The sequence below is a fragment of the Mycobacterium decipiens genome (assembly GCF_963853665.1).
Lineage (GTDB): Bacteria > Actinomycetota > Actinomycetes > Mycobacteriales > Mycobacteriaceae > Mycobacterium > Mycobacterium decipiens.
On sequence record NZ_OY970459.1, the window covers coordinates 3,439,127 to 3,455,365 of the forward strand.

17 protein-coding genes are annotated in these 16,239 nt (G+C 65.1%); 4 read left to right on the forward strand and 13 right to left on the reverse strand.

The genetic code is table 11. The annotated features are described in order from the left end of the window. Positions 1 to 80: 80 nt before the first annotated feature. Both AADZ55_RS15145 and AADZ55_RS15150 read right to left on the reverse strand, forming a co-directional pair. On the reverse strand, positions 81 to 1,913 hold the full coding sequence (locus AADZ55_RS15145; RefSeq protein WP_341286205.1) for a PPE family protein: 1,833 nt from the start codon (positions 1,911 to 1,913) through the stop codon (positions 81 to 83). 154 nt (positions 1,914 to 2,067) lie between these two features. Then, positions 2,068 to 3,459 carry a glycine--tRNA ligase gene (locus AADZ55_RS15150; protein WP_085326999.1) on the reverse strand — a complete coding sequence of 464 codons (1,392 nt, stop codon included), beginning with the start codon at positions 3,457 to 3,459 and terminating at the stop codon, positions 2,068 to 2,070. A 181-nt stretch (positions 3,460 to 3,640) separates the two neighbouring features. Here AADZ55_RS15150 and AADZ55_RS15155 point away from each other — a divergent pair, with 181 nt between their 5' ends. Then, positions 3,641 to 4,048 carry an ArsR/SmtB family transcription factor gene (locus AADZ55_RS15155; RefSeq protein ID WP_085326997.1) on the forward strand — a complete coding sequence of 136 codons (408 nt, stop codon included), beginning with the start codon at positions 3,641 to 3,643 and terminating at the stop codon, positions 4,046 to 4,048. Positions 4,049 to 4,120: 72 nt separating this feature from the next. Then, positions 4,121 to 4,513 carry a Fur family transcriptional regulator gene (locus AADZ55_RS15160; protein ID WP_085326996.1) on the forward strand — a complete coding sequence of 131 codons (393 nt, stop codon included), beginning with the start codon at positions 4,121 to 4,123 and terminating at the stop codon, positions 4,511 to 4,513. Here the strand turns inward: AADZ55_RS15160 and AADZ55_RS15165 are convergent. The 3 genes from AADZ55_RS15165 to recO are packed head-to-tail and all read right to left on the reverse strand — an operon-like array spanning position 4,510 to position 6,630. Next, on the reverse strand, positions 4,510 to 4,950 hold the full coding sequence (locus tag AADZ55_RS15165) for a hypothetical protein (RefSeq protein ID WP_085326995.1): 441 nt from the start codon (positions 4,948 to 4,950) through the stop codon (positions 4,510 to 4,512). The genes AADZ55_RS15160 and AADZ55_RS15165 overlap by 4 nt on opposite strands. Next, positions 4,950 to 5,840, reverse strand: coding sequence for a decaprenyl diphosphate synthase (locus AADZ55_RS15170; RefSeq protein WP_085326994.1), 891 nt, complete (start codon positions 5,838 to 5,840; stop codon positions 4,950 to 4,952). Before AADZ55_RS15170 ends, AADZ55_RS15165 begins: the two co-directional genes overlap by 1 nt. After that, the gene (recO, locus tag AADZ55_RS15175; RefSeq protein ID WP_085326993.1) at positions 5,833 to 6,630 is read right to left on the reverse strand and encodes a DNA repair protein RecO; all 798 of its coding nucleotides are present in this window, start codon (positions 6,628 to 6,630) and stop codon (positions 5,833 to 5,835) included. The genes AADZ55_RS15170 and recO overlap by 8 nt, the downstream gene beginning before the upstream one ends. Positions 6,631 to 6,691: 61 nt before the next feature. Here recO and AADZ55_RS15180 point away from each other — a divergent pair, with 61 nt between their 5' ends. Next, the gene (locus tag AADZ55_RS15180) at positions 6,692 to 8,146 is read left to right on the forward strand and encodes an amidase (protein ID WP_085326992.1); all 1,455 of its coding nucleotides are present in this window, start codon (positions 6,692 to 6,694) and stop codon (positions 8,144 to 8,146) included. On the opposite strand, the gene era is transcribed toward AADZ55_RS15180, so the two are convergent. The 8 genes from era to hrcA form a co-directional block, all read right to left on the reverse strand. After that, the gene (gene era / locus AADZ55_RS15185; RefSeq protein WP_085326991.1) at positions 8,143 to 9,042 is read right to left on the reverse strand and encodes a GTPase Era; all 900 of its coding nucleotides are present in this window, start codon (positions 9,040 to 9,042) and stop codon (positions 8,143 to 8,145) included. The genes AADZ55_RS15180 and era overlap by 4 nt on opposite strands. A gap of 95 nt (positions 9,043 to 9,137) precedes the next feature. Then, the gene (locus AADZ55_RS15190; protein WP_085326990.1) at positions 9,138 to 10,442 is read right to left on the reverse strand and encodes a hemolysin family protein; all 1,305 of its coding nucleotides are present in this window, start codon (positions 10,440 to 10,442) and stop codon (positions 9,138 to 9,140) included. Then, complete coding sequence (gene ybeY, locus AADZ55_RS15195; RefSeq protein ID WP_085326989.1) at positions 10,439 to 10,972, reverse strand: rRNA maturation RNase YbeY; 534 nt, start codon at positions 10,970 to 10,972, stop codon at positions 10,439 to 10,441. Before ybeY ends, AADZ55_RS15190 begins: the two co-directional genes overlap by 4 nt. Positions 10,973 to 11,006: 34 nt before the next feature. Then, positions 11,007 to 12,065, reverse strand: coding sequence for a PhoH family protein (locus AADZ55_RS15200; protein WP_085326988.1), 1,059 nt, complete (start codon positions 12,063 to 12,065; stop codon positions 11,007 to 11,009). Positions 12,066 to 12,146: 81 nt separating this feature from the next. Then, positions 12,147 to 12,683 (reverse strand): hypothetical protein, encoded by a 537-nt coding sequence (locus AADZ55_RS15205; protein ID WP_085326987.1) that lies wholly within the window; start codon positions 12,681 to 12,683, stop codon positions 12,147 to 12,149. Positions 12,684 to 12,743: 60 nt separating this feature from the next. Further along, positions 12,744 to 13,490 (reverse strand): 16S rRNA (uracil(1498)-N(3))-methyltransferase, encoded by a 747-nt coding sequence (locus tag AADZ55_RS15210; RefSeq protein WP_085326986.1) that lies wholly within the window; start codon positions 13,488 to 13,490, stop codon positions 12,744 to 12,746. 31 nt (positions 13,491 to 13,521) lie between these two features. Beyond that, positions 13,522 to 14,667 (reverse strand): molecular chaperone DnaJ, encoded by a 1,146-nt coding sequence (gene dnaJ, locus AADZ55_RS15215; protein ID WP_085326985.1) that lies wholly within the window; start codon positions 14,665 to 14,667, stop codon positions 13,522 to 13,524. A gap of 72 nt (positions 14,668 to 14,739) precedes the next feature. Beyond that, positions 14,740 to 15,771, reverse strand: a complete 1,032-nt coding sequence (hrcA, locus tag AADZ55_RS15220) for a heat-inducible transcriptional repressor HrcA (protein ID WP_085326984.1) — start codon at positions 15,769 to 15,771, stop codon at positions 14,740 to 14,742. 140 nt (positions 15,772 to 15,911) lie between these two features. Here hrcA and AADZ55_RS15225 point away from each other — a divergent pair, with 140 nt between their 5' ends. Next, a complete protein-coding gene (locus AADZ55_RS15225) occupies positions 15,912 to 16,226 on the forward strand; it encodes a type II toxin-antitoxin system VapB family antitoxin (RefSeq protein WP_085326983.1) in 315 nt (104 codons plus the stop codon). The last annotated feature ends 13 nt before the right edge of the window (positions 16,227 to 16,239 follow it).

Genomic DNA, 16,239 nt, shown 5'->3' on the forward strand with positions numbered 1-16,239 from the left:
CGAAAAGCGTCACCGCGGCGAACGGACCGTAACCGCGCAGATCACGCCGGGCGCGCCCAACCCGGCCGGGGAGATGTCGGCTACCTGAAGAATCCCGAAAGTCCTACGCCCGTGTTGAAAGCACCGGAGTTCTGGTCGCCCGAATTAATGGCACCCGAACTGTCGTCGCCCGAGTTGGAGATACCGGCGAGGTTGTTACCCGAGTTTGCAATTCCTGCGTTGAAAGAGCCAATGTTGCCAAACCCGGAGTTGAAGCCGGGAAGCATGGTGGGGCCGGCGTTGGAGAAGCCCGAGTTACCGTTACCCGTGTTGAAGAACCCGGAGTTGCCGGTGCCCGAGGGGTCACTGTTCCCCCAACCCGAGTTGCCGGTACCCAGGTTCCCGAAGCCCGAGTTGGCGCCCGATTGGGTGAGCGCACTGAAGAAGCCGGTGTTGAGGCTGCCGCCATCGAAACCACCGGTGTTGATGTCTCCAGCGTTAAAGAAGCCGGTGTTGACGTTACCCGCGTTCGCGAAGCCGGTGTTCGAGTCACCGCCGTTAAAGAAGCCGGTGTTTCCCGCGCCCGAATTTCCGAAACCCGTGTTCTGAAAGCCCACGTTGAAACTACCCGAATTTGAGTTTCCGCCGTCGAAGATCCCGAGGTTTCCGTTGCCGGCACTGCCGAAGCCCGTATTTAAACTGCCCGCGTTCCAGAAACCGGTGTTGATGTTTCCCGCATTCCCGAAACCGGTGTTGCCATTGCCCGAGTTGAAGAAACCGATGTTTCCATCACCCGAGTTGAAGAAGCCAATATTGTTGTTGCCGGAGTTTCCGAAGCCAATGTTCCCGGTGCCGGAGTTCAGTTGGATCCCGATCTGACCATTGCCGGTCATCCCGATGCCGATGTTGTTGTTGCCCGTGTTTCCGAAGCCGAAATTGAATTCACCGGTATTGCCGAACCCGAAGTTAAGGGTGCCGTTATTTCCGCCGCCGAAGTTGAAGTCACCGGTGTTCCCGCTGCCGAAGTTGCCATCGCCGTTATTTCCGCTGGCAAGGTTGAGGGTGCCGAAGTTTCCGCCGCCCAAGTTGAGGCTGCCGATATTACCGCTGCCGAGATTTCCGCTGCCGAAGTTTCCACTGCCGAAGTTATAGTCACCCGCGTTCCCGCTGCCGGTGTTTCCGGTTCCGACGTTTCCGCCGCCCCAGTTCTCGTCGCCGAAGTTTCCGCTACCCACGTTTAAACTGCCGAAATTGCCGCTGCCCAGGTTCCAATCGCCGAAGTTTCCGCTACCCAGGTTGAAGCTGCCGATATTACCGAGGCCCAAGTTCAGGGTCAGGTCGGCAAGACCTTGTGCAGCGGCCGCCGGCGCGTTGGCGGCACCACTGGCCAAACCCGACAAACCCGGCAGCGAACCCTGCCACGGCGCCAACGCCGACGCCGCCGCCGATGCCCCACCGTGATAACCCACCATCGCGGCCACATCGGCGGCCCACATCTGCTCGTACACGCCCTCAGCCGCCGCAATCAACGGCGCATTCTGCCCAAATATGTTCGACATCACCAGCTGCACAAACGCACTGCGATTGGCCGCCACCGCCAACGGATGCACCATGGCCGCCCGCGCCGCCTCAAACACACTGGCCACCGTCTTAGCCTGCGCCGAAGCCCCCGCGGCCCGCGCCGAAGCCGCACTCAACCACCCCGCATACGGCGCCGCCGCCGCAGCCATCGCCGCCGCCGCCGCCCCCTGCCACGCCTGACCCGGCCCCGCGATTAGGCCCGAAGTCACCGACCCAAACGACTCCGCCGCCACCCCCAACTCGGCCGCCAACCCATCCCAAGCCACCGACGCCGCCAACATCGGCCCCGACCCCGCACCAGAGAACATCCGCAACGAATTAATCTCCGGCGGCAACACCGAAAAATTCACCACGACCGCCCCTCCTCTAACGGAGTATTCTCAACCGCCCCCCCGCCCGTTACCACAAACGACACGCGGACAACCCCCACCGACCGCGCCACCCGCCCACCCAGCAACCACCCGGGTCCATCCGACAAGCCGACCGCACCACACCAAAGCGCGGTTGCTAGCTGCCCTTGAGCCGCACCGCCAGATAGTCGGCGACGTTACCCATCGCGACCCGGTCCTGCGTCATGGCGTCGCGCTCGCGCACGGTGACGGCGTTGTCCTCAAGCGAATCGAAATCAACCGTCACACAGAACGGCGTACCGACCTCGTCCTGGCGCCGGTAGCGTCGCCCGATAGCACCGGCATCGTCGAAATCGATGTTCCAGCATTTCCGCAATTCGGCGGCCAAGTCGCGGGCCTTCGGGCTCAGGTCTGCATGCCGGGACAGCGGCAACACCGCGGCCTTGACCGGCGCCAGACGTGGGTCCATCCGCAGCACCACACGCTTATCCATCCCGCCCTTGGTGTTCGGGGCCTCGTCCTCGGTGTACGCGTCGATCAAAAACGCCATGAACGACCGAGTCAAGCCGGCCGCCGGTTCGATGACGTATGGGGTGTAGCGAACGTCGTTGACCTGGTCGTAGTATGACAGATCGACGCCGGAATGCGTTGTGTGCGTTGATAAGTCGAAATCAGTTCGGTTGGCAACGCCCTCCAGCTCGCCCCACGGATTGCCCATGAAGCCGAACTTGTACTCGATGTCGACCGTGCGGTCGGAGTAGTGCGACAACTTGTCCTTGGGGTGCTCCCACAACCGCAGGTTGTCGCGCCGGATACCCAGGTCGACGTACCATTGCAGCCGGGTGTCGATCCAGTACTGATGCCATTCTTTCGCCGTCGACGGCTCGACGAAGAACTCCATCTCCATCTGCTCGAACTCGCGGGTGCGGAAGATGAAGTTGCCCGGAGTGATCTCGTTGCGGAAGCTCTTGCCGATCTGCCCAATACCGAACGGCGGTTTCCTGCGCGCGGTCGTCACCACGTTGGCAAAGTTCACGAAGATGCCCTGCGCGGTTTCCGGGCGCAGATAGTGCAACCCCTCCTCGGTCTCGATGGGCCCGAGGTACGTCTTGAGCATCATGTTGAACTCGCGTGGCTCGGTCCACTGGCCGGGTTCGCCGGTTTCCGGGTCGCGAATGTCGGCCAGCCCGTTGGGCGGCGGGTGCCCGTGTTTGGCTTCGTAGGCCTCGATGAGATGGTCGGCCCGGTATCGCTTATGGGTGATCAACGACTCGACCAGCGGGTCGTGGAACACATCGATGTGACCGGAAGCCACCCACACCTCACGCGGCAGGATGATCGACGAATCGATGCCGACAACGTCGTCGCGGCCGGTGATCACCGATCGCCACCACTGGCGCTTAATGTTCTCCTTGAGCTCCACGCCCAGCGGCCCGTAGTCCCACGCCGATTTTGTGCCGCCGTAGATCTCGCCTGAGGGATAGACGAAGCCTCGCCGTTTGGCCAGGTTGACTACGGTATCAATGACGGACGCCACGTGGTGGTGCACTCCCTTCGAGGGATCGGGCAGACGCGTGCGGTGCTGAATCACTGCGCGCAAAACATCAGCCATGGTAGCGATCGGGGCCTGGGTCTCCTATTGCCTTTGACATGCATCATCATGCATGTGACAGTGGAGGTGACCGGTAGATCATTCCCAGTACGGCAATTCTCGAGGTGAAGACTTCAATATGGTGACCTCCCCCCCGACGCCGACCGCCGCTCACCTGGATGTGGGTAGCGATCTCGTTGGCGGTCACGAGCATGCCGCGGACGGTGCCGCCGAACGCCCAGCGTTCCCCGCACCACCGCCGCGGGAGATCCTCGACGCCGCCGGGGAGTTGTTGCGCGCGCTGGCCGCACCAGTGCGGATAGCGATCGTGCTGCAACTGCGCGAATCTCAACGCTGCGTACACGAACTGGTCGACGCACTCGGCGTGCCCCAGCCGCTGGTCAGCCAGCATCTGAAGATCCTTAAGGCGGCGGGCGTGGTCGCCGGGGAACGATCGGGCCGAGAGGTGCTGTACCGGCTTGCCGACCATCACCTCGCGCACATCGTCGTCGACGCGGTCGCGCACGCCGGCGAGGACGCGCCGTAGCCCGAGCGCGCGACGCTGGTGACAACAGCCGGCGACGATGCACGAACGAAGTGACGAGGAGGACCAGCGCCTGTGACCCGAGCTAGTGGCCGCGCTACCCGCCAACGGGCAGCCATCTCGACCCTGCTCGAGACGCTCGACGACTTTCGCTCGGCCCAGGAACTACACGACGAACTGCGCCGCCGGGGCGAGAACATTGGCCTGACCACCGTCTACCGCACGCTGCAGTCGATGGCAGGCGCAGGATTGGTCGACACGCTGCGCACCGATACCGGTGAATCGGTCTACCGCAGATGCTCGGAGCACCATCACCACCATCTGGTGTGCCGCAGCTGCGGTTCCACCATCGAAGTGGGCGATCACGAGGTCGAGGTGTGGGCGGCGGAAGTGGCCGCCAAACATGGATTCTCCGACGTCAGCCACACGATCGAGATCTTCGGCACCTGCTCCGATTGCCGGTCCTAACCAACGAGCGCGCTGCGTACCTTGGCGCCCGTCTCTAGCACCAGAAGGATCAACGTGCGCAGCGCGTCGTCGGTCAAGCCGGCGCCGGGAAAGTTGTATCGCAGGATCACATCCGCGGTCTTGGGTGCGGTTTTGGGTCCACCCTTGCCGGAGTTGGGCTGCACAGCATTCGCGTCCACCTTTTCCAGCAGGGTCACTGAGCCGAAGTTGGTGTCGCGTGCCTGCTTGGCCACCTGATCGGTAACCTTCTTGGTCAGCGGCAGATCCCACGCCAATACCTGGGTAAGGGACACCAGCTCGAGGTCTTCGACGATGCTCACCACCCGCAACGAGGCGAACGTACCTGAATGTCGGACGGTCAACGCACCGTCGGGTTCCTCCTCGGCGGGAAGGACATCCCGCAGTATTGATGCCAGCCGCTCCGGCAGGGATGACACTATGCGCTCCCGAATCGTCGATTGCGCGAGGCGTATTCCTCGCAGGCCGCCCACAAGTCGCGACGGTCATAGTCCGGCCACAGCTTGTCCTGGAATATGTACTCAGCGTAGGCCGACTGCCACAACATGAAATTGCTCGACCGCTGCTCACCCGAGGTCCGCAGAAATAGGTCCACATCGGGGATGTCGGGTCGCTGCAGGTGACGGCCGATGGTGGATTCGGTGATCCGGTCCGGGTTCAGTCTGCCCGCGGCGACCTCACGAGCGATTTGCCTTGTCGCTTCCGCGATCTCGGTGCGACCGCCGTAGTTGACACAGTAGTTGATGGTGATGACGTCGTTGTTCTTCGTCACCTGCTCCGCGATCGCCAGTTCGTTGATGACGCTGCGCCACAGACGTGGCCGCGATCCCACCCACCGGATCCGGACTCCCATCGTGTTGAGGATGTCGCGACGCCGTCGCACCACGTCGCGGTTGAAGCCCATCAGGAAGCGGACTTCCTCGGTGGAACGCTTCCAGTTCTCGGTGGAGAAGGCGTACAGGCTCAGCCACTTGATCCCGAGTTCGACAGCACCGCAAGCGATATCGATCACCACCGCCTCGCCCATCCGGTGGCCGTCGGTGCGGGGCAGGCCACGCTGGGTGGCCCAGCGACCATTCCCGTCCATCACGATGGCGACATGGTTGGGCAACCGATCGGCCGGAATCCGCGGCGCAGCCGCTTTCGAAATGTGCTGCGGCGGCCGGCGCGGGCCGCCATGGGACGCCGGCGGTAGCTCCGGGAAGACAACCGGCCACGTCGACGTGTCGGGAAAGGTCGGATAGTCGTCGGGGGCCGGGGGCAACTGCGGGAAGTCAGTGGGCCTAGGCTTGCGCGCATCCCTAGCCACAGGCCATATCCTGCCCGATCAGCGCGGCGCGCCGTTCGGCAACCGATCGATCGGCCTGGTAAAACCGCTCCACCAGGGGCAACGTTTTGAGCTGCCGTTCCAGATGCCATTGCAGGTGCGCGGCCACCAACCCGCTGACATAACTGCGATGGGATTGCGGTGCCGCCTCGGCTGCCTCCCAGTCACCATCGTGTAGCGCGGACATCAGGTCCACCACGCCCAGTGGCGGTGTGGTCGAGCCGGCCGGGCGGCAGTGCGCGCAGACACTGCCCCCCGCGGCAATGTGAAACGCCCGATGCGGACCGGGTGTAGCGCAGCGCGCGCACTCGGTCAACGCCGGCGCCCAGCCGGCGATGCCCATGGCACGCAGCAGATACGCGTCCAATAGGAGATCACGAGGCCGCCGCCCATCAGCCACCGCCCGCAAGGCGCCCACCGTGAGCCGGTGCAGAGCAGGAGCGGGCGCCCGCTCCTCACCGGCGAGGCGTTCGGCGGTTTCCAGCATCGCGCACCCGCAGGTGTACCGACCGTAATCGGCGACGATATCGGTGGCCAACGCGTCAATGGAGACAACCTGCGTGACGACGTCGAGGTTGCGGCCGGGGTGCAGTTGCGCGTCGATATGCGCGAACGGCTCCAAGCGCGCGCCGAATTTGCTCCGGGTGCGCCGGACACCTTTGGCCACCGCGCGGACCAACCCGTGATCGCGGGTCAACAGGGTGACGATCCGGTCGGCTTCGCCGAGCTTATGCTGGCGCAGCACCACTGCCCGGTCCCGATATAGCCGCATCGCATTAGTTTTGCACCCCACCGCGACATCGCGGGTATCCGCGCCGATAGTCTCGTACCCCGTGGTTGGCGCTTCTGGGTCCGCTTGTGGGGCCGATTCTGGATCCGGAGCTCAGCGCCTGCCCACCTTGACCGATCTGCTCTACCAGCTGGCCACCGGCGCGGTGACTTCAGAGGAGTTGGTGCGACGTTCCCTGCGCGCGATCGATGTGAGCCAACCCACATTGAACGCCTTTCGGGTCGTGCTCGCCGAATCCGCGCTGGCCGACGCGGCGGCGGCCGACCGGCGACGGGGCGCCGGCGACACCGCACCGCTGCTGGGAGTGCCGATCGCGGTCAAAGACGACGTCGACGTTGCCGGAGTGCCCACCGCCTTCGGCACCCAGGGGTACGTGCGGCCCGCGACCCACGACTCCGAGGTCGTCCGGCGCCTCAAGGCGGCCGGCGCGGTGATCGTCGGCAAGACAAACACTTGCGAACTCGGCCAGTGGCCGTTCACCAGCGGGCCCGGCTTCGGACACACTCGCAACCCCTGGTCGCGCCGGCACACGCCGGGCGGATCCTCGGGCGGCAGCGCGGCCGCGGTGGCCGCCGGCCTGGTTACCGCCGCCATCGGCTCCGACGGCGCCGGCAGTGTCCGCATCCCCGCGGCGTGGACGCACCTGGTGGGCATCAAACCGCAACGCGGCCGCATCTCCACCTGGCCACTGGCGGAGGCGTTCAACGGCATCACGGTCAACGGCGTGCTGGCCCGCACCGTGGCGGACGCGGCGCTGGTGCTCGACGCCGCGTCCGGCAACGTCGAGGGCGACCTGCACAAGCCGCCTTCGGTGACGGTTTCCGATTTCGTCGGCATCGCCCCGGGCCCGCTGAAGATCGCATTGTCAACCCGCTTCCCGTACACGGGCTTTCGTGCCAAGCTGCATCCAGAGATCCTGGCCGCAACACGGACGGTGAGCGAACAGCTCGAGCTGCTCGGCCACACCGTGGTACCCGGCAACCCGGACTATGGCCTGCGGATGTCGTGGAACTTTCTGGCCCGGTCCACCGCGGGTCTCTGGGAATGGGCCCAGCGGTTGGGCGACGGTGTCACGCTGGATCCTCGCACCGTGTCCAACCTGCGTACGGGTCACGCGCTGTCACAAGCGATTCTGCGCAGCGCACGCCGCCACGAGGCCGCCGACCAGCGTCGGGTCGGCTCGGTCTTCGACATCGTGGACGTGGTGCTGGCACCGACCACGGCCCAGCCACCGCCACTGGCGCGCGCGTTCGACAGGTTGGGCAGCTTCGGCACCGACCGCGCTATCATCGCCGCGTGCCCGTTGACCTGGCCGTGGAACCTGCTGGGCTGGCCGTCGGTCAACGTGCCGGCGGGATTTACCTCCGACGGCTTACCGATCGGTGTGCAGCTGATGGGACCCGCCAACAGCGAGGGCGTGCTGATCTCGCTGGCCGCCGAATTGGAAGCCGTCAGCGGCTGGGCGACCAAGCAGCCGCAGGTTTGGTGGAACAGCTAAAAGCCCAGTCGGCCAAGCTGTTTGGGGTCGCGCTGCCAGTTCTTGGCGACCTTGACACGCAAGTCGAGGTAGACCTTGGTCCCAAGCAGCTTTTCGATCTGGCTACGGGCCGCGGTACCCACCTCCCGCAGCCGGGCACCACCCTTGCCGATGACGATTCCCTTCTGACTGTCTCGCTCGACGTACAGTGCGGCGTGTACGTCGATCAGATCGTCACGCCCCTCGCGCGGGCTGACCTCGTCGATCATTACCGCCAGCGAATGGGGCAGCTCATCGCGCACGCCCTCCAGGGCAGCCTCGCGGATGAGCTCGGCCATCAGAATCTCCTCGGGTTCGTCGGTCAACTCCCCGTCGGGGTAGTACGCCGGGCCGGCGGGTAATGCCGCGGCGAGCACGTCGATCAGCAAGTCGACCTGCTCGCCGGTGACCGCCGACACCGGGATGATCTCCGCCGAACTGGTCACGAGCTCGCTCACCGCGACCAGCTGGGCGGCCAAGCGATCCTTCGACACCTTGTCGATTTTGGTGACGATGGCGACGACGGTCGTCCTCGGAGCGACCGAACGAATCTGCTCGACGATCCAGCTATCCCCCGGACCGATCGCCTCGTCAGCGGGGATACACAACCCGATGACGTCAACCTCGGCGTAGGTGTCGCGGACCAAGTCGTTGAGCCGCTTGCCGAGCAGGGTGCGTGGCCGGTGTAAACCGGGGGTGTCGACGAGGATGATCTGAAAGTCGTCGCGATGCACGATCCCGCGGATGGTATGCCGGGTGGTCTGCGGCCGCATCGAGGTGATCGCCACTTTGGCCCCGACCAGCGCGTTGGTCAGGGTCGACTTGCCGGTGTTCGGTCGGCCGACCAAACACACGAAGCCGGAACGAAATTCACTCACGCGCGTTGCCTCGCCGAGCGTGTACCCAGTGCGAATTTTCGCGTGATTTCTCGCAGTGAATTCACGCTCGGCGTCATAGCGCGGCTTCTAGCTGCTCAACCACGGTGATCGGCCTCCTTACCGTCGACACCGTCGGCTGCGGCCGGGCTCAGCAATACTGTGCCGATGCGCACGCGTCCCCGATGATCCGGGCCGCCTTCAGCGTGCAGCCGCAGGCCGTGCGATACCACCTCAGCCCCGGGCAATGGAACCCGGCCCAGTTCCAAGGCCAACAGCCCGCCCACCGTGTCGACGTCAAGGCCGTCGTCAAACTCCATGCCGTACAACTCGCCGACGTCTTCGATTGGCAGGCGTGCCGATACCCGGAAACGCTTGTCGCCCAAGTCTTCCACCGGAGCCGTCTCCGCCTGATCATACTCGTCGGCAATCTCGCCGACGATTTCCTCCAGCACGTCTTCGATGCTGACCAGGCCGGCTATCGCGCCGTACTCGTCGACCAGCAGAGCCATGTGGTTACGGTCACGCTGCATTTCGCGCAGCAACGCGTCCAGCGGCTTGGAGTCCGGCACGAACACAGCCGGGCGCATCACCTGCGCAACGGCCGCTTCGCGGCCACGCCCCGAGCAAAACGTCTGCTCGACAAGGTCTTTCAGGTACACCACCCCAACAATGTCATCGACGTTCTCGCCGATCACCGGAATGCGGGAATGTCCGCTACGTACCGCCAGGGTCATCGCTTGACCGGCCGACTTGTCGCTTTCGATCCAGATCATCTCGGTGCGCGGCACCATCACCTCCCGGGCCGGGGTGTCACCGAGCTCGAAGACCGACTCGATCATCCGGTGCTCGTCGGCGGCCACCACGCCACTCTGCTGGGCCAGGTCGACCACTTCACGCAGCTCGATTTCGGATGCGAACGGCCCGTTGCGAAAGCCGCGGCCCGGGGTGAGCGCGTTACCCAGCAACACCAGCAAGCGGCTGATCGGCATCAACAGCCACGAGATCACCCGCAGCGGAAGGGCGGTGGCCAACGAGATGAAATACGCATTCTGGCGCCCAAGGGTGCGTGGGCCGACACCGACGACAACAAAGCTGGCCAAAACCATGATGCCCGCGGCGACAAACAACCCCCAATCCATGCTGACGTTGTGCCGGATATACACCACCAATAGCGCCGTCGCGGTGACCTCGCAGGTGATCCGCAGCAGCACGACCAGATTGATGTATCGCGGCCGCTCGGCCATCACCTTGAGCAGCGACCCCGCGCCCGGCCGCTGGTCGCGTACCAGCTCGTGCACCCGGGCCGGCGACACCGTGCTGATGGCGGCGTCGATCGCCGCGAACAACCCGCCCAGACCGATCAGCATGATCGAGCCGAGCAGCTGATAGTGCCCGGTCAAAGGTCGAAATACCTTGACTTATCCAGCAACCGACGGTCCCTTTCGTCCTGCCGGTCGTGCTGGTAGGCCTCGACCTGCTCGGCTACCCACTCTTCAAGCAACCGGTCCTGCAGGGCGAACATCTCCCTTTCCTCGTTCGGCTCGGCGTGGTCGTAGCCCAGCAGGTGAAGCACACCGTGGATGGTCAGCAAGGCCAACTCGTGGCCCAAGCTGTGGCCGGCCGCAGCCGCCTGCCCGGCGGCGAATTCCGGGCACAGCACGATATCGCCCAGCATGGACGGTCCCGGTTCGGGGGCGTCGGGGCGACCCCCTGGCTCGAGCTCATCCATCGGGAAGCTCATTACGTCGGTTGGCCCGGGCAGATCCATCCAGCGCATGTGTAGGTCGGCCATCGCCGCGGTGTCCAGCAACACCATCGACAACTCCGCGCCCGGATTGACGTCCATCTTGGCGATGACAAACCGCGCGACACTGACAAGTTCCGCCTCGGAGACGTCGATGCCCGATTCGTTGGATACCTCGATGCTCATCGGTTTTCCCGGTCGTTTCGCTTCATAACCAACATCATCGGCGACCGCGGGCGCCGGGCGCCCGCCGAGCCGCCCGGTTCATCCGGGAGGTGGGCTCCTCGTATCGTGCGTAAGCATCGACGATCTCCGACACCAGCCGATGGCGCACCACATCCACACTGGTCAGCTCCGCGATGTGGATATCGTCGATGTCCTCGAGGATGTCCACCGCCGCCCGCAGACCCGACCTGGCGCCGCCCGGTAGGTCGATCTGGGTGATATCCCCGGTGACGACGACCTTGGATCCGAAGCCGAGCCGGGTGAGGAACATTTTCATCTGCTCGGCCGTGGTGTTCTGCGCCTCGTCCAGGACGATGAACGCGTCGTTAAGGGTGCGGCCACGCATGTACGCCAGCGGCGCCACCTCGATGACCCCCGCCGACATCAACTTCGGGATCAGCTCGGGGTCCATCATGTCGTACAGCGCATCATAGAGCGGCCGCAGGTACGGGTCGATCTTTTCGCTCAGCGTGCCCGGCAGAAAACCAAGGCGCTCACCGGCTTCCACCGCGGGGCGGGTCAAGATGATGCGGGTCACCTGCTTGGTCTGCAGCGCGTGGACCGCCTTGGCCATCGCGAGGTAGGTCTTCCCGGTACCGGCCGGGCCAATCCCGAAGACGATGGTGTTCGCGTCGATCGCGTCGACGTAACGCTTCTGGTTGAGCGTCTTGGGACGAATCGTCTTACCCCGGCGCGACAAGATGTCTAGGGTGAGCACTTCGGCTGGGGACTCGTTGCCCGTGCCGACCAGCATGGCGACGCTGTGGCGCACCACCTCCGGGGTCAATGGCTGGCCGCTGGCCACGATCGCCACCAGCTCGGAGAGCACCCGCTCGGCCAGCGCGACGTCGGCCGGCTCACCGGAGAGGGTCACCGCGTTGCCGCGCACATGCAGATCGGCGCTCAGCGTGCGTTCCAGAGCACGCAGGTTCTCGTCGGCCGAACCGAGTAAGCCCACAACGAGGTCGGGCGGAACGTCGATGCTGCTGCGAACTTGAGTGTCGGCCTGCCGGGCTACACCAGCGTCAGCAGCGCGGGTCTCGCGGGGCGTCACGTGGTTTCTGATGCCTGCTTTCTGCGAGTTTCAAGCGGTGAGCGTTGTCAGTCTACCGCTGGTCAATAGGCCCGCCCCAGATCATCGCCTGAGCAGCGTATTCGCCGGCAAATCCCGATCCAGCACCTTATGGGCCTGGGCGACGCCGGTGACGGGTAGCAGGGCCTCGTCCAACAGCCCGACCTGCACCAACAGTGACGCTTGATCCCAGTAGATGCGTTCAAAGGCAACCTTTGGCGGCTCGGAGTCCGCATCGAAGCCCATCACGACCACCACCGGCAGCATCACCGCGCGACCGGTGGGTGCCACGCCAGGAAGCAGCGTCGGCATTGGGATGTCGTGCGTGAACGACATGATCATCTCGTCGACAACGCGGTCGGCGCCCACCGTACGACAGACCGGAACGATCGTGGTATCGGCAGGCCAATGCCCGATGAAATACCTGTCGTAAAAGTCCGCCACCCCATCGGCGCCGACCCCGCCCATCATGGTGGGCACGTGGTTGACGAAAGGGTCAGCGGACATGGTCGCCATCGTCGCCTTGACGTCCTTGGCGACAAACTCCTTGGCAACATGCTGGTCGAAGATCGCACTCAGATCGTGCGGATTGTTAGCCATCAGGCATGCTCCTTCCTGCACTGCAAGATCGTTACCAGGTCAGCGCCTTTGGGTGACGGCTCAATCCCAACGCGAGGTAAGCACGCCCAACGCCCCCAACGCCACCGCAGCCGCGGTCGATGTCCGCAGCACGGTCGGGCCGAGCCGGACTGCGAGCGCACCGGCGTCGGTCAGCGCGGCGATCTCGTCCGGCGTGATACCACCCTCGGGACCGACCACCAGAATCAGTGAGTTCGCTTGCGCCAGAGTGACATCGGCAAGCCGATCGGTCGCCGCCTCGTGCAACGCCAACACCGTCGAGCCGGCGGCCACCTCGTCACGCACCCGCCGAACCAGCGCCGCGGTGGACGCCACGCCGTCAACCGGCGGAATATACGCCCGGCGCGATTGCCGGGCCGCCGAGCGGGCGACGGCACACCAGCGGCGCAGGCCCCTGTCGATCCGGGCGCCCTCCCAGTTGGCCACGCAGCGCGCCGCCTGCCAGGCCAGGAACGCATCGGCGCCGGCCTCGGTGGCCAATTCGATCGCCAGTTCGGAGCGCTCGGACTTCGGCAGCGCCTGCACCACCGTCACCGACGGCCGACCGGGGTCGACGTTCCAACGCCCCAGCACCCGGGCATGCAACCCAGCACGCCCGGCCTGCTCCACCCGACAGCGGGCCAGGCCGCCGGCGCCGTCGCCGAGCACCAACTGCTCGCCCGGACGGATCCGCCGCACCGTGGCTGCGTGGAAACCTTCGTCGCCGGCTACGACCGCTACCGCACCCGTATCGGGCAATGCGTCGACATAGAACAGCGTCGCCACCATGTACAGGGCCCCTGGAACCCGAAAACCCGCGTTAGCGCCCGGTGAAGGTCTCGCGGAGCCGGCTGAACAACCCGCCGGCGGCATGGGTCGAGCGGACCTCGGCCACCTCGCGACCGCGGCGGCCTTTCAGTTCGCGCAGCAGCTCGATGTCCTGGTGATCCAGCCGGGTCGGGACCACCACCTCGACGTGAATGTGAAGATCACCCCGCGCGTTGGAACGCAGATGCGGCATCCCGCGCCCGCGGAGCGTGATCACCGAGCCCGGCTGCGCGCCAGGCGGAATGGTGATTTCGCTCAGACCGTCCAAGATGGCGTCCACCGTGACCGTGACACCCAGCGCGGCGTCGACCATGGGCACCGAAACCGTGCAGTGCAAATCGTCACCTTCGCGGACAAAGACGTCGTGAGCCTGCTCATGGACCTCGACATAAAGGTCACCCGCCGGCCCTCCCCCGGGCCCGACCTCACCCTGAGCGGCAAGCCGAACTCGCATCCCGTCGCCGACACCGGCCGGAATCTTGACGCTGATCTCCCGGCGGGCCCGCACCCGGCCGTCGCCCATGCACTGGTGGCACGGGTCGGGGATAACCACCCCGACACCGCGGCAGGTGGGACAGGGCCGCGACGTCAGCATCTGACCCAGCAGCGATCGCTGCACGGTCTGCACCTCCCCGCGACCACCGCAGGTGTCGCAGGGTACCGGGGCGGAATCGCCGTTGGTGCCCTTGCCCTGACACCGGTCGCATAAGACCGCGGTGTCGACGGTGACCTGCTTGGTGACACCGGTTGCGCACTCTTCGAGATCCAGTCGCATGCGCAGCAGCGAGTCCGAACCCGGCCGGACCCGGCCGATCGGGCCGCGTGATGCCGCGCCACCGCCAAAGCCGCCGCCGAAGAACGCCTCGAACACGTCGCCCAGGCCACCGAAGCCACCGAACCCATTGCCGGCCGCCGCGGCATTCTCCAGCGGATCCCCGCCCAGGTCCACGATGCGACGTTTGTCCGGGTCACTGAGCACCTCGTAGGCGACGCTGATTTCTTTGAACTTCGCCTGCGCAACCTCGTCGGGGTTGACGTCGGGATGCAGCTCGCGCGCCAGCTTGCGGTAGGCGCGTTTGATGTCCGCATCGCTGGCGCCTTTGCTCACGCCGAGCAGCCCGTAATAATCGCGTGCCACGCTTGATTCTCCTATGCCGCGTCTTATGCCGCGCCTACGCGGCCATCCACAAATTCTGCAGCAGGTGCGCGTTCATCGGGCACCCAAGACTTCGCCAATATAAAGAGCAACCGCGGCGACACTGGCGATAGTTCCCGGGTAGTCCATCCGGGTCGGACCCACCACCCCCATGCCACCGTAGACGGTGTCGGAGGAGCCATAGGCCGTGGACACCATCGAGGTGCCCGCCATCTGCTCAACCGCGGTCTCGTGGCCAATGCGCACCGTCACCTTGCCGGCTTCCTGCTGAGCCGCCAGCAACCGCAACACCACCACCTGCTCCTCGAGCGCTTCCAATATCGACCGCAGTGAACCCCCGAAGTCGGCGGCGTTGCGGGTCAGGTTCGCGGTGCCGCCCAACAGCAGGCGTTCCTCGGTGTGCTCCACCAGCGATTCCAGCAGCACCGTCGCCGCGCGGCCAACGGCGTCGCCCAACCCCCCGGCGCCATTGAGCTGACCGGCGAGCTCGGCCACCGCCACCGAGGCCGCCGACAACCTCTTGCCGTCCAGCGCCTGGGCGAGCATGTCTCGCAGCTGCGACAGCTGATGATCGTCGATAACGTCGCCAAGTTCGACAATGCGCTGATCCACCCGGCCGGAGTCGGTGATGACCACCATCAGCAGCCGGGCCGGTGTCAACGCGATCACTTCCAGATGACGAACGGTCGACGTCGACAACGTCGGATACTGCACGACGGCTACCTGGCGGGTCAGCTGAGCCAACAGCCGCACCGCACGGCGCAGCACGTCGTCGAGATCGACGCCGGATTCAAGAAAGCGCTGAATTGCCCGCCGCTCGGCCGACGACAGGGGTTTGACGTCCTCGATACGGTCGACGAACTCGCGGTAGCCCTTCTCCGTCGGAACCCGGCCGGAGCTGGTGTGCGGTTGGGTGATGTAGCCTTCGGCTTCCAGCACTGCCATGTCATTGCGGACGGTTGCGGATGAGACGCCCAGGTTATGACGCTCCACCAGGGACTTGGAGCCGATTGGTTCCTGGGTCGCAACGAAGTCGGCGACGATGGCACGCAGCACCTCAAAGCGACGCTCGTCGGCGCTTCCCATTGACTCGTCACCTCCTTGCACCTGCCTGGCCGGCTTCATTTTACGGTCTCAGCAGCCGCCCACAGTGGTACAGATATTCGGGCTAACCTGTCCAGCATGATCCCGTCGGGCTTCAGCGACGCGCCAGGGAAGATCCGCCCATGATCTTCAAGGGCGTGCGGGAAGGCAAGCCGTACCCCGAGCATGGGCTGTCCTATCGCGACTGGTCCCAGATTCCGCCGCAACAAATCCGGCTCGACGAGTTGGTCACCACGACGACGGTGCTCGCGCTGGACCGCCTACTTTCCGAGGACTCCACGTTTTACGGCGACCTTTTCCCGCACGCAGTGAGGTGGCGAGGCACCACCTATCTCGAGGACGGCCTGCACCGGGCGGTGCGGGCGGCGCTGCGTAACCGCACCGTGCTGCACGCGCGGGTGTTCGACATGGACACGCCACGAGGCCGGCCGGCCTAGCTGATAACCGGGG